This is a genomic window from Aquirufa sp. (assembly GCF_964796385.1).
Genome location: NZ_CBAUBA010000010.1, coordinates 38,419 through 52,212, shown reverse-complemented (window position 1 = coordinate 52,212; position 13,794 = coordinate 38,419). Strand labels below are relative to the sequence as shown.

The window sequence follows — 13,794 nt, the reverse complement described above, 5'->3', positions numbered from 1 at the left end:
CCTTATGGGATTTGTAGGAACTTATGGGTTTGAACCGATATGCGCCATTGGGGATTTGATTTGACAAAATCGACAATCAATGGATTGATTATTTCTTGTTTAGACCACTCGGGTTGTAAATATAAGACCGCCTCTGATGGAATCTTATCTGCCCAAGCTGCTGCCCAAGCCATATCTGATGGATGAAAAATCACCACTTTTAATTCATGTACTAAATCAAGAATGGCAGGATTGGGTTCCTTGAATTTTTTGGGCGAAAAACAAATCCAATCCCAAGTGCCTGTTACTTCCTTACAGACTCCTGAAGTTTCGATATTGGTCTGAAAGCCTGCTTCTTTAAGTGCTTCAGTTAAGGGTCCTAAATCGTGCATCAATGGCTCTCCGCCCGTAATTACGACGAGTCGGCCTGGAAATGCCAATGCTTCATTGACTAATTCGCCAACTGATTTGCGGGGATGTGTGTCTACTGGCCAAGATTCTTTGACATCGCACCAGTGACAACCGACATCACAGCCACCCAAACGAATAAAATAGGCGGTATGCCCTTGATATTTTCCTTCGCCTTGAATCGTATAAAAAGATTCCATGACAGGGTATTCAAAAACATCTAATTTTGCGCCTGTTTTTATATCTTTGACTTTGGATTGCATATTGACCTTAAATTCCCAGTAAAAATACGGGTTGATTTGTAATTTAACTAATCAGGATTCGTTCAAGCGTTAGCTTAGAATTCTTTTTAACCTTTTTCATGTCAAAAGCATCTCGTACACGTCCTTATTGGAATGTTCTTTTCGTAGTCTTTACGGCTATGATGCTGAGTGCTTGTTGGTCCGCCCGCTGTCCCCGCCAAACTTGTCGGGTGCGCGTTGAACACCGGCATGGAGAAGGGTATTACCGTCCACGCGAGGCTATGTCGTGGATGTGGACGCCGCGTTACAAGCACGTCAGGGTGGGTGCTAATGGCCAGAAAGAGATTGTGACCAGAAAACCTTGGTATAAAATTTTAGCACGAAAAAAGCCAGCTCCAGTAGCTGCTAAGCAACGTTAATATGTCGCACGTCAATGTAGGGGCTGCCGTTTTAAATCAGACTCCTTTAGACTGGGAAGGAAATTACCTTCGAATTAAATCAGCTTTATCGGAAGCGGAATCGGCCGGCGTGCAGGTACTTTGTTTTCCTGAAATGTGTTTAACGGGATATGGCTGCGAGGATCAATTTTTAGCCCCCTTTACAGAAACCAAAGCGATTGAATACCTCCATAAATTAGCCTCTGAAACTACCTCCATGTTCATTTGGGTCGGTTTACCGATGCGTCACGAAGGTCATTTATTCAATGTGGCCGCGGGGATAACCGCTGGAAAAGTAGTCGCTTTGATTCCCAAACAGCATTTGGCCGACGATGGTGTTCATTATGAGCCACGTTGGTTTACCCCCTGGCCCGCAGGAAAACGCTCCCAGTGGCATGGTATCCCTTTTGGAGATTACCGCGTTCGGTTGGGCACGTGGACGATGGGTGTCGAAATATGTCAGGATGCATGGGAAGGTGATAAACGACCCGCACATGCGCTAGCTAAACGCGGTGTTTCATTGGTAGTTAATCCGACGGCTTCACATTTTTCATTTGGAAAATCGAAAGTTCGTCAAGCCCTAACTCGTGAAGGATCCCGAATTATTGATGGGGTCTATGTTTTTGCCAATTTATTGGGAAATGAATCAGGTCGTGTGATTTTTGATGGCGATGCCTATGTGGCAAAGCAAGGCGAAATCATCTGTCAAACCAAACGTTTTTCCCTGAACGATCATCAACTGATTTACGCCTCTGTGGAATTAAAATCGGTCAATGATGCTGGTGACGATATTATTTCATTGCCTGCTATAGGAGAGACTCAGGTTGTTTCGCAGCGTTTTATAGCGGCCAACTGGGAGTCTTCGGAGTACATAAAGGAAGAAGAATTTGCGCGGACAGTTTCGTTGGGTTTGTGGGATTATGTACGTAAATCAAATTCGTTTGGTTTTGTGATTTCACTTTCAGGAGGTGCGGATTCATCTGCAATTGCTTCATTATGTTATTTAGCATCTCATTTAGCTGAGCAGCAGCTTGGTTGGGAAGGGATGAAAAAGCGTTTGGCATATATCCCATGGATGGATTCAATGCCAAATTCAAAAGCATTTGTCAAACGTTTCATTCGTACCTTATATCAAGGGACGGTCAATTCTTCCAGTGAAACGCGTGCCTCAGCTCAAACGTTGGCTAATTGCATTGGTTCGGATCATTCCGAAATTCAGATAGATGGTTTGGTGGCGGAGTATCGCCAACTGATCGAAGGGGCGATTGGGCGTGAATTGAGCTGGGAAACGGATGACATTACCTTACAAAATGTGCAATCACGTGTTCGAGCCCCGAGCGCGTGGATGTTGGCCAATATAAATAATGCCCTCCTTTTAGCCACATCAAATCGTTCTGAAGCAAGTGTGGGTTATGCCACCATGGACGGCGATACGTCGGGTTCCATCTCGCCAATTGCCGGAATTGATAAATCATTCATTCGAATTTGGTTGAAATGGATGCAAGAAATTGGTTTGGCAGGCACTTGGAAGATTCCAGGTTTATCTGGTGTGAATGCCTTAGAGCCGAGTGCGGAATTGCGGCCATTGGATTCGAAGCAAGTAGATGAAGAAGATTTGATGCCATATCCGATCCTAAATGCTTTAGAACGCTGGTCGTTTTATGAGCGTTTGTCGCCTGCTGAATGTGTTTCAAAATTAAATCAAGTATACGGTGCTCAGTTTGATGCGACCAAATTAGATGAATTTGCCCATCGATTCTTTCGTTTATGGGCACGAAATCAATGGAAAAGGGAGCGTTACGCCCCAGGTTTCCATGTGGATGATTACAGCCTTGATCCAAAATCATGGTTGCGTTTCCCGATTTTATCGGCTGGACTTGAAAAAGATTTACCTGCATGCATTTAGTAGTTGACATAGGAAATACAGACATCGTCTGTGGATTTTACACTGAAACGGAGTGGAAAGTGATTTTACGTACCTCTACGCATCAGCCTTGGAGTGCGATTCGGATGGAGCATTGGATTCAGAAGGAGCTCACTGACAAAGGTTTTCCGGAGGTCAAGGTAGCATCGATTTTGATTAGTTCGGTGGTGCCGTCGGTGTTGACGCAAATCCAAAAAGGCCTAGAGCATTGGGTAAACTATCCCGTGAAGGTGATGGGGCCTAAATTATATGCCACATTGCCTATTGAAGTGATTAGCCCAGATGAGATAGGCGCTGATTTAGTAGCGAATTCAGTCTATGCGCACGCAAATTATTCTTCCGATGTTTTAATTGTTGATTTTGGAACGGCCTTGACGTTTACCTTAGTGGATGCACTAGGAAAAATGCAAGGGGTTTCCATTGCCCCTGGATTGAAAACAGCCGTTAAATCCTTGTTTTCTGAGACAGCGCAATTGCCTGAAGTACCTTTAGAAATGCCCAATTCAGCCTTAGGTCATGATACCGTTTCTGCGATTCAATCAGGTATTTTATGGGGGTATGTAGGTATGGTTAAGGAAATGATTTCACGCGTAAAAGCTGAGCGAGGTTCGGGGTTAAAGGTCATTGCTACGGGTGGTTTATCTTCTATTTTAACTCCGTTGGAGAATTATTTCGACGAAGTAAATAAATTGATCACCTTAGAAGGTTTGCGCATTGTCGCTCAGCAATAATATGTCTACACCACGCGAAGAGGGATTTTATTTTCCAGCTGAATGGCATCCACATGTAGCTACTTGGATCACATTTCCACACAATGATCATTCTTGGCAAGGGGATAAATTAGGCCAAATGTATCCTGAGTATTTTGATTTAATCCGCGTGATTTCAACGGGTGAGTTGGTGAATATTCAGGTGAATGATTCGACTTTAGCTTCATTTATTCAAAGTCAATTGCCTGTTTATGGGATTGATCCTCAACAGATTCGATTACATATTCGTCCGACGAATGATGCGTGGTGCCGAGATCATGGACCAGCATTTTTGGTTCATCATTCAAGCGATGCTCGCATGATTATTGATTGGGAATACAATGCGTGGGGTGGAAAATATCCTCCTTACGGGGATGATAATGCCTCGCCCAAAGCCATTGCGCAAACTACAGGATTACGTTCCGTAAGTCCTGGTATTGTGATGGAGGGTGGTTCTGTTGATTTTAATGGGGCCGGAACCGTATTGACTTCTCGTTCATGTTTACTGAATCCAAACCGAAATCCGCATGTAAGTCAAGCGGAAATTGAAAAATATCTTTGTGATTTTTATGGGGTCCAACAAGTCTTATGGGTTTCGGATGGAATTGTAGGGGATGATACAGATGGGCACATTGATGATACAGTTCGATTTGTGAATGCGAACACGGTGATTGCGATGGTGGAACCACGGGTGGACGACGAAAACCATGCTGTTTTGGCTCAAAACCTAGCTGAATTAAAGGAAATGCGGTTATTAAATGGCAAGCCTTTAAATATTGTTGAAATACCGATGCCAGATCCGGTGGTGATTGATGATTTTCGGGCGCCAGGTTCATATGCCAATTTCTACATTTGTAATGCGGGGGTGATTGTACCTACGTTTGATTGTCGGCAAGATACTTTTGCCTTGGAGACATTGACACAATTATTTCCAGATCGTACCGTTATTGGTCTTTCGGCTAAACATATTATTTGGGGGCAGGGTAGTTTTCATTGCTTAACTCAGCAAGAACCTCAAGCGAACGCATGCGTTTAATTCGTGTATTTTTTTCGGTCCTATTTCTTTGGTCTTGCGCCAAAAGCGTAAGTCAATTACCTGTAAACCAAGCAGTTGATGTACCAATTCAGCCTCTCGCAAAGGAAGTTAAACTTAACTTAAAATCAATTACGGCGCATGATTTACAAGAAAATATCACCTTGCGTGATGAGTTAATGGTGCAAATAGCAATAGTCAGAATTGTGGGAGAAACGGTATTTCCTGAAAGTTCAAAATTGGTTTACGTGGGTTCTGTGGCTCAGGGCCAACAAATATCTTTGGATACTGTCCAATTAAAATCAGTCGTAATTCGTCCGGGTGAGCGCGTGGGTGTTCAAGTTTCCCTCTGGGAATTAGATGATTATTCAAAAGATCAGGCGTTTGTTCACCAATTAAATCAAGTTAGTGGTTTGGTTCAAATTCCAATTACCTTACTGGAATGGAGTAGTTTTTCCAATCCCTTGAGTTGGTTTATTTGGGGTGCCCGTCTTGGATCCGTGGGATTAGATTGGTGGGCAAAACGAGATGTAAAGGATTTGTTAGGTGTTTCGGAGGTGCAATGGGATTATTCAACTATGATAAAAGGGAACTCGGTACGTTTCAAACGTGGCACTTGGAAAGGCGGTAAGCGTGGTTTTGGGGCGTATCAATATGGATTTGCGTATGAGATTCGTGTGAATGATTCGCTCCGTTAGCTCTATTTATTGGTTAAATATGCGTAATTTTGTTGCCTTGAAAATTAGTTTGTCAAGACGTGTAATAATAAATATGATTCGAGGTATTATCTTTTTTTTATTGGTTTCCTTAACTGCGGTTGGTCAGGTCGAATTCCCCATTACCTTGGGTTCGAAGAAGATTTCATCGAAATCGTTTGTGAATGATTACCGAAAGTTGCTTGAAAGTGATAGCATCAAAGCGGATAATAAACAGAAGTTTTTGTCGGACTACATTGATTATCAACTTAAGTTGGTGGCCGCCGAGGAAGCAAAAATTGCCAATACACCTGGTTTTCAAGATGAGTATCAAAGTTTTCGAAAAGAATTAGCGAGTCCATATTTGATCGATAATGAGAAGACGGAAACGTTAGTTCGCGAGGCCTATAATCGTTTGAAATTCGAAAAACAGATTGCGCATATTCTGGTCAAAGTTCCTTCTAATCCATCTGCTGCAGACACGTTATTGGCTTATCAGAAAATTAACAATATTCGTACGAAGCTATTGGCTGGCGAAGCTTTTGATGCGTTAGCAAAGAAATTTTCGGAAGATGATTTGTCGGCTGTCAAGGGTGGATCACTTGGTTTTGTGACGAGTTTACAATTACAGTATGCCTTAGAAAATGCGGTTTATGGGTTGGAGGTAGACGGTGTATCGCCTATTGTTCGTACGGAAACGGGATATCATCTTGTCAAAGTAATTGCGATTCGCCCGAATCAGGGAAAAATCCGGTTGGCACATATCTTAGTTTCTATTCCTGTCAATGCGGCTACAAATTTGCAAGTTGAAGCAAAGAATCGGATTGAGCAGGTTCAGAAATATTTAGAAAAGGGGGATGATTCGTTCGAGTTAATTTGTAAGAATTATTCGGAGGATCCATATTCCAAGGGTCGAGGTGGCGAGTTGCGCCGGTGGTATTATTCGTCGGACTTGAGTGAGGAATTGCAAAATCAATTGTTTTCGATCCAGCGTCTAGGTGATGTTACGATTCCAATTCGAACAAATTTAGGTTGGCAAATTTTCAAATTATTAGACAAAAAGCCTTTATTGAGTTATGAGGAAATGGCGGAATATATTCGTCAGAAAGTCATGACAGATCCGGAGCGTATTGCGATGATTCGTCGGTCCTTTATGGCGCGTCTGCGGACGGAAAACCAGGTGGTCATTGTAGAGGCAGCGAAAAAGATAGCTTTGGAGCGTTTTGCACAGGACCGGGTAGGGGATGAATATTATTTAAAAATGCCTTTGGTGCAGATTGGGCAAAACAGTTGGACCGTTCAAGATTTTTACACATTTATCATAGCTCAACAAAAAAGAAAGTTGAAGGCTTTGGGTTATTTGCCATCTGTACCTGAGCTTGTGTATTTAGAAGAATTTGTGGATAATCACACCATGACGGTTGAGGAGCAACATTTGGAGACAAAATATCCAGCATTTCAGGAGCAAATGAAGGAATTTTATGAGGGTTCTATGTTTAGTAAAATTGTGGAGCGCGAGATTTACGAGCCATCTTTAGATTCGTTGAATCAGCAAAAATACTTTATGGTGCATGCTCCAGAATATACCTTGCCTGTACGCGCGCAGGCTAAAATAGTTAGTGCAGATACTCCAAAGACTTTAGCGGATGCTTTAGATTTAGTTAAACAGGCGCCTTATTTGATGAATAAACGATTGCCAGATGTTACTTTTGGGCTCGGAAAAGTAGAGATTTCGGATGGCATGAATAAGATTCAGCAGGAGTTGTTTTTATTGTTGGCGAAGAATAGGGATTATATTGTCGAGATTTCGGGGCATCAGGATGCGAGTGAGTCAGATTCGTTATCGGATGCGCGCGTAAATGTTTTGGTTAAATACTTGATGAAAAAGGGTATTGCTTCGACTCGGATTATTGAGAAAATGGAGGGTAGTTTAAAGCCTTTATCAAAAACGGATAGGGTTAAAAATGCGCGCGTTTCGTTTCGGTTTTTTTCGCAATCAATGGAAGATGTCGTGAAGCGGTTTAATGCTGTAAAACCTATGACATTGGTGGCCGAGGAGGGGATGTATGTGAGGGGCCAACAGCCATTATTGGATTCGATGCCGTGGGAGGTGAGTAAAAAAACGTTGGAGGTAGAAGGACGTCAGGTTTATATTGAAATTAGTCGGATAGAACCGGAACGTTTGAAGCGTTTTGACGAGTCGCGGAGTTCGGTGATTCGTGGGCTACAAGCGCAGTTAGAGCGTGATTGGTTGGCGGCTTTGAAGCAAAAATTCCCTGTTCAGCTAGATTTGGAGGAGTTGAATCGTTTGATGAATTAAGTAAAAATAAAAGATATGAAATTGAGAAATTTAGTATGTTGTTTGGGTTTATTGGCTTTAACGCAAATTTCTTTTGCGCAGGAGGTTACGGAACGGGGCCCGGTTTTGGATAAAATCATTGGCAAAGTAGACAACTACTACATTTTGCGTTCGGAGGTAGAACAGCAGTATGTGCAATATCAAACGAGTGGCCAGGCGAATACCCCCAATCGTTGTCAAATTTTAGAAGGTTTGGTTGTCAATAAATTAATGTTGGCCAAAGCTGAAATTGACTCTGTGATCGTGGATGATAAGCGAATTGAGATAGAGATGAACACGCGAATGGAGCAAATGGAGCAACAATATGGTTCGGCAAAAAATATTGTTGAGGCTTTTGGTAAGCCAATTGTAACCTTGAAGGAAGATTTACGCATCTCCTTAAAGGAGCAATTGACAGGTCGTAAAATGCAAGAAAAGATCACGGATGATGTTCGGATTACGCCGAAAGAGGTAGAGAAGTTTTTTAAGCGTATTCCTTCGGATTCGTTGCCTTATTTGCCTTCAGAGGTAGAGATTGGTCATATTGTTCGATTAGCGCAGCCAAATAAATTTCAAAAGGATGAGTTGGTGGGTAAATTATTGGATTACAAAAAGCGCGTGGAGAAAGGGGAGGCCTTCGAGGAATTGGCCAAATTATATTCGGAAGACTTAGGAAGTGGTAAGCGAGGGGGTGATTTAGGGTTTTCAAAACGTGGTCAGATGGTAGCTCCTTTTGAGGCGGCAGCCTTGAAGTTGAAACCAAATCAAATGTCGGATGTAGTAGAAAGTGAATTTGGTTTTCACTTGATTCAATTATTAGCTATTCGTGGACAGGAATATCAAGCGCGTCATATTTTATTGCGTCCTGATTATCAAAAATTAGATGTGACGGAGCCAACTCGTTTTCTAGATAGTTTGCGCATTCTGATTCAGCGTGATTCTATTTCGTTTGATAAAGCGGCTCGTAGTGTATCCGAAGATAAGTTGACACAAGACGCTGGCGGACTTTTAATTGACATGGCTTCTCGTTCGACGCGCATGCCTTTTGATGGAACGATGGAACCGGGTTTGTATTTCTCAATTGATTCAATGTCGGTGGGCACTATTTCTAAGCCAATTCCTTATCGAACAGAAGATGGCCGAAGTGCTATGCGTATTTTGTATTTCAAGGCGAAATATCCGCCGCATTTTGCCAACTTAACGGATGATTATCAAAAAATTTCTGGCATTGCGTTAACGCAAAAGAAGAATGATGTCATTGAAAAGTGGTTTGTTAAAGCCAAAGATGATGTCTTTATTTTCATCGATGACGAGTACAAGGATTGTAAGGTGCTGGAGGGGAGCGTTATAGAGAGGTAAGAGGTTAGAAGTGAGAGGTAATAAATGTAAATCACTTACCTCTTACCTCTCACCTCATTTAAACAGCTACTGGCGCTTTAATCCCCGGATGTGGATCGTAACCCTCCAGTGAGAAGTCTTCAAATACGAAATCAAAAATATCTTTTTTGGCTGGGTTAAGGTGCATAGTCGGCAAAGGGCGAGGGCTTCGGCTCAATTGTATTTCCACTTGTTCCATGTGATTGCTGTATAGATGTGTGTCGCCACCGGTCCAAACGAAATCGCCTAGCCCCAACTCACATACCTGAGCAACCATCATCGTCAATAATGCATATGAGGCAATGTTGAAGGGAACACCTAAGAATACATCTGCTGATCGCTGGTATAACTGACACGAAAGTTTGCCATCAGCCACATAAAACTGAAAAAAAGCATGGCACGGCATCAGCGCCATTTTAGGTAATTCGGCCACATTCCACGCACTTACGATAATGCGGCGTGAATCCGGATTCGTTTTTAGCGTGTGAATCACTTCTTTTATTTGGTCAATTACTTGGCCATCAGCGCCTTCCCAAGAGCGCCATTGCTTTCCGTAGACTGGGCCTAAATCACCATTCTCGTCTGCCCATTCATCCCAAATACGAACGCTGTGTTCTTTTAGGTAAGCAATATTTGTTTCTCCTTTTAAGAACCAAAGTAATTCGTGAATGATAGATTTTAAATGTGTTTTTTTTGTGGTGACGAGTGGGAAGCCTTCAGCCAAATTAAAGCGCATTTGGTAACCAAAAACACTGGTTGTCCCCGTTCCTGTTCGGTCGGATTTGAAGGTTCCGTTTTGTTTGATATGGGTTAATAAATCTAAATATATTTGCATTAGGCTTCGAATTTAAGTCCGTTTAAAAGTAATGAATGGGTGATGGTAGCGCTTGGTGCCAACTGCGCTGTTGCGGAGCAGTATTTATCCATGGACATTTGAATTGCTCTTTCAGCTTTATTACCATCTATGTCACCCTGCAATTCAAATTGGATATTGATTTTTCTAAATGGCATCATCTCTGTTCCTTCGATTTTCTCACGATCACCTTGTACGCGAATTTGGAAATCATCGACCACCTGACGTTGCTTTTTTAAGATCAGAATGACATCGATAGCGGTGCAACCACCTAGTCCCATCAATATAAGTTCCATGGGACGCGCACCTGCGTTATGCCCGCCAATTCCCTCCGCTGCATCGATGTGTACCGAAATGGGCGAGGAGCCTGTGGCCTCAAAGTGAAAATCTTGATCTAATCGGTTTAATAGTACTTCCATGTTATTTTATTCAGTGAATTTTATTGCTTTTTAGGAACGAATGGGATCCGTTTTATGGATTATTTGATCGCCTATTTCATGGTATTGAATATGTACGGTCGCAGCTTGTTTGGTTTGCAACCAAATAAGCACCTCTTTCAAGTTAGCGCCCCCGTGCATAGGGCCACTTTTTCTCTGAGCGGAAAGGAATAAAGGCGCAAACAGTAATAAGGCAATAAATATGCTTTTCATATTTGTTAGATTAGTATCTTTGTGGCTTAAATTTTCCCTATGGCTTATTATTCAATTCAGAACATACCGTTAACAGATTTGGCCAAAGAATTTGGTACGCCATTGTACGTCTACGATGCCGACAAAATTAGGGAAAAAATCTCGGTTTTAAGAGCCGCTTTTGAGGGAATTGACTTGACGATAAAATACGCTGTTAAGGCGAACACGAATTTGTCTATTTTACGCTTGATGCGTGAAAATGGTGTTGATATGGATGTGGTTTCACCACAAGAATTGGAGATGGGATTGATTGCGGGTTATGCGGGTTCTTCGATTACATTTACGCCATCTGGGGTTCATTTTTCAGAGATTGAATATGCGGTTTCAAAGGGAGCTATTGTCAATTTGGATAATTTGTCGGTTTTAGAAAAGTTTGGTGCGATGTATGGTTCGTCTCAACCTTGTTTAATTCGCATTAAGCCACACGTTTTTGGTGGAGGAAATGAAAAGATTATGACGGCGCATCCGGAATCAAAATTTGGAATTTCAATTCATCAAAAGGCTGAGATTTTAGCGATTGTTGCGAAGTATAAGATGGAGGTGATTGGGTTGCACCAACATACCGGATCGGATATTAAGGATGGAAAAACGTTCGAGCAGGCTGCATCAGCGCTTTTTGATTTTGCGTATGACTTCAAGGATTTGCAAATAATTGATTTGGGTGGTGGATTCAAAGTTCCGTATTCACCGGAAGATCCAGGAGTGAACATGAAGGAAGTTGGTCTCATCATGAGCAATGCCTTTCGCACTTTTTGCCAAAAATACGGTCGGCAATTACGCCTTTGGGTAGAGCCAGGGAAGTTTTTAGTGAGTGAGTCAGGAACTTTTTTGACGGAAACGAATGTGGTGAAACGCGACCCAGTGAAAACGTTTATTGGAATAAACTCCGGTTTGAATCACTTGATTCGTCCGATGATGTACGGTTCGTATCACTATATTTTTAATGCATCAAACCAAGATACGTCGAAACAAGAATCATATAGGGTAACAGGTTATATTTGTGAAACGGATACCTTTTCATTTGATATCAAGGGTAAGCAAGATGAGCGCTTATTGAATGAGGTGAAAGAGGGGGATATCATCGCCATGGCTAATGCCGGTGCATATGGTTTTACGATGGCTTCGCATTACAATGCACGTTTTCTGCCTGCAGAGGTCTTAGTGGATGGCGGAGTTGCTCGTCTTGTACGCAAGCGTGAGACCTTAGCGGATTTGTTGCGTAGTCAAGAAATGTAAAATAGAAGTCAGACGCTAGACCCTAGACGTCAGACTTTAGACTTTTTATCCAAGTGACTAACGTCTAACTTCCACCGTCTTTAAATAACAATCGGCGTGAAAAACTCCTCAAACTTTGGCAATCCCCGAAGGTTTGCCAAAGGGTCTAACGTCTAACTTCCACCGTCTTTAAATAACAATCGGCGTGAAAAACGCCTCAAACTTTGGCAATCCCTAAAGGTTTGCCAAAGGGTCTAACGTCTAACGTCCAGCGTCTAATAAAGCACCCACGTATCTTTCGACCCACCACCCTGTGAAGAGTTAACCACCAGCGAATCCTTTCGTAAGGCCACACGCGTCAATCCACCCGGCATTACCTTTACCCCATCACCATAAAGGATGTAAGGCCGCAAGTCTACGTGCCGCCCTTCGGCATGATCATCGATCAAACAAGGTACGCGGGATAAGGAGATGGTCGGTTGGGCAATGTAATTTCGTGGGTTGCTCAAAATCAAGGCTTTGAATTTTTCTTGTTCTTCTCTCGTAGATTTAGGTCCAATCAACATACCATAGCCACCTGCTTCATTGGCTTCTTTGACAACCAGTTTTTCAATATTGGCCAACACATAGTTACGGTCATCCTCTTCTGAGCAAATGTAGGTTTTGACATTTTTAATGATGGGCTCCTCGTTTAAATAGTATTTGATGATCCGCGGTACGTAGGCGTAAATCACCTTATCATCAGCTACACCCGTTCCTGGGGCATTGGCAATCGCTACTTTCCCATTTTTATAGACCTCAAAAATTCCTGGAATTCCGATCATTGAATCTGGATTAAATGCCAAAGGATCTAAAAATGTATCATCGATCCGACGGTATATCACGTCCACAATCTTAAATCCTTTCGTTGTCCGCATTTTGACATAGCCCTCATGAACAACTAAATCGCGCGCATCCACTAACTCAACACCCATTTGTTGGGCCAAATACGAATGCTCAAAATAAGCCGAATTGTAAATTCCAGGCGTCAAAACCACCACCGTTGGTTCTGGTCGATCGCTGATAAACCGCAGCATCTCAAGTAATTTATGCGGATAATCCGATATCGGTCTAATCTGTGTTTTGGCAACGACCTCGGGGAAAGTTTGCTTGAGTAATTCGCGATTTTCCATCATGTAAGATACACCTGATGGACAACGCAAATTATCTTCCAAAATCATGTATTCCCCATCTGCACCACGGATTAAATCGGTTCCTGTAATATGTATGTAAATATTTTTAGCCGGTTTAATACCTATACAAGGTCTTAAAAAGTCTTTAGATGACTCGATCACCTCCGCAGGAATTATTCCATCCTTGATGATTTTTTGATCCGAATAAATATCATTTAAGAACAAATTTAATGCCGTAATACGTTGAATAAGCCCCTTTTCAATCTTTTCCCATTCCTTAGCTTCCACGATCCGCGGTATAATATCTACCGGCATAATTCGCTCCGTTCCCTCGTTTTCTGAGTAAACATTGAACGTGATCCCCATCGCCATGAGCGCTCGTTCAGCAGATTGCTGTCGTCTTGTAAATTCCTCTTGGGTTAATTGCTCTACGCGATCTTTGAAATGGGTATATCCTTCGCGGACTTGACCTTCAGGAGTGAACATTTCATCAAAAAATCCTTCCGCATCGTAGTTGTTAAATGAAAAATTCATAGGCTAAAAATCGTGCAAATGCTTGATAATGAAATAATTTAAAACTTAATTTTTGATTATCGGAATCGAATTTCTGATTTTTTAAAACTTTTCCTAAAATATACTTTTTAATAGTAGAAATTTACCATTTTCGACAGATTTTGATTGTA

13 protein-coding genes are annotated in these 13,794 nt (G+C 42.1%); 8 read left to right on the top strand and 5 right to left on the bottom strand.

Going from position 1 to position 13,794, the window contains the following annotated elements; genetic code table 11:
* Positions 1-2: 2 nt before the first annotated feature.
* Positions 3-650: a 7-carboxy-7-deazaguanine synthase QueE gene (locus AC1W6K_RS05025; protein WP_481946676.1), complete on the bottom strand. Its 648-nt coding sequence runs from the start codon at positions 648-650 to the stop codon at positions 3-5.
* A 98-nt stretch (positions 651-748) separates the two neighbouring features.
* Here AC1W6K_RS05025 and AC1W6K_RS05020 point away from each other — a divergent pair, with 98 nt between their 5' ends.
* The 7 genes from AC1W6K_RS05020 to AC1W6K_RS04990 are packed head-to-tail and all read left to right on the top strand — an operon-like array spanning position 749 to position 9,164.
* Entirely contained in the window at positions 749-1,048 is a 300-nt protein-coding gene (locus AC1W6K_RS05020; protein WP_481719663.1) for a hypothetical protein, read from the top strand.
* Between the two features lies 1 nt (position 1,049).
* Positions 1,050-2,972 carry a nitrilase-related carbon-nitrogen hydrolase gene (locus AC1W6K_RS05015; protein ID WP_481946675.1) on the top strand — a complete coding sequence of 641 codons (1,923 nt, stop codon included), beginning with the start codon at positions 1,050-1,052 and terminating at the stop codon, positions 2,970-2,972.
* Positions 2,963-3,721, top strand: a complete 759-nt coding sequence (locus AC1W6K_RS05010; protein ID WP_481946674.1) for a type III pantothenate kinase — start codon at positions 2,963-2,965, stop codon at positions 3,719-3,721. Before AC1W6K_RS05015 ends, AC1W6K_RS05010 begins: the two co-directional genes overlap by 10 nt.
* Position 3,722: 1 nt before the next feature.
* Positions 3,723-4,775: an agmatine deiminase family protein gene (locus AC1W6K_RS05005; protein WP_481719657.1), complete on the top strand. Its 1,053-nt coding sequence runs from the start codon at positions 3,723-3,725 to the stop codon at positions 4,773-4,775.
* Positions 4,766-5,470, top strand: coding sequence for a hypothetical protein (locus AC1W6K_RS05000; protein WP_481946673.1), 705 nt, complete (start codon positions 4,766-4,768; stop codon positions 5,468-5,470). The genes AC1W6K_RS05005 and AC1W6K_RS05000 overlap by 10 nt, the downstream gene beginning before the upstream one ends.
* 19 nt (positions 5,471-5,489) lie before the next feature.
* Positions 5,490-7,787: a peptidylprolyl isomerase gene (locus AC1W6K_RS04995; protein WP_481946672.1), complete on the top strand. Its 2,298-nt coding sequence runs from the start codon at positions 5,490-5,492 to the stop codon at positions 7,785-7,787.
* Between the two features lie 15 nt (positions 7,788-7,802).
* Positions 7,803-9,164, top strand: a complete 1,362-nt coding sequence (locus AC1W6K_RS04990) for a peptidylprolyl isomerase (protein WP_481719652.1) — start codon at positions 7,803-7,805, stop codon at positions 9,162-9,164.
* 58 nt (positions 9,165-9,222) lie between these two features.
* Here AC1W6K_RS04990 and AC1W6K_RS04985 read toward each other — a convergent pair whose 3' ends face one another.
* From AC1W6K_RS04985 to AC1W6K_RS04975, 3 genes are read right to left on the bottom strand one after another with little or no spacing between them, the layout of a single operon-like run.
* The gene (locus AC1W6K_RS04985; RefSeq protein WP_481946671.1) at positions 9,223-10,017 is read right to left on the bottom strand and encodes a thymidylate synthase; all 795 of its coding nucleotides are present in this window, start codon (positions 10,015-10,017) and stop codon (positions 9,223-9,225) included.
* The gene (locus tag AC1W6K_RS04980) at positions 10,017-10,454 is read right to left on the bottom strand and encodes an OsmC family protein (RefSeq protein ID WP_481719650.1); all 438 of its coding nucleotides are present in this window, start codon (positions 10,452-10,454) and stop codon (positions 10,017-10,019) included. Before AC1W6K_RS04980 ends, AC1W6K_RS04985 begins: the two co-directional genes overlap by 1 nt.
* 30 nt (positions 10,455-10,484) lie before the next feature.
* The gene (locus AC1W6K_RS04975) at positions 10,485-10,685 is read right to left on the bottom strand and encodes a hypothetical protein (RefSeq protein ID WP_481719649.1); all 201 of its coding nucleotides are present in this window, start codon (positions 10,683-10,685) and stop codon (positions 10,485-10,487) included.
* Positions 10,686-10,724: 39 nt separating this feature from the next.
* Here AC1W6K_RS04975 and lysA point away from each other — a divergent pair, with 39 nt between their 5' ends.
* Positions 10,725-11,960, top strand: coding sequence for a diaminopimelate decarboxylase (gene lysA / locus AC1W6K_RS04970; protein ID WP_481946670.1), 1,236 nt, complete (start codon positions 10,725-10,727; stop codon positions 11,958-11,960).
* A 254-nt stretch (positions 11,961-12,214) separates the two neighbouring features.
* Here the strand turns inward: lysA and AC1W6K_RS04965 are convergent, their stop codons facing one another.
* On the bottom strand, positions 12,215-13,645 hold the full coding sequence (locus tag AC1W6K_RS04965) for a circularly permuted type 2 ATP-grasp protein (RefSeq protein ID WP_481946669.1): 1,431 nt from the start codon (positions 13,643-13,645) through the stop codon (positions 12,215-12,217).
* Positions 13,646-13,794: the final 149 nt, after the last annotated feature.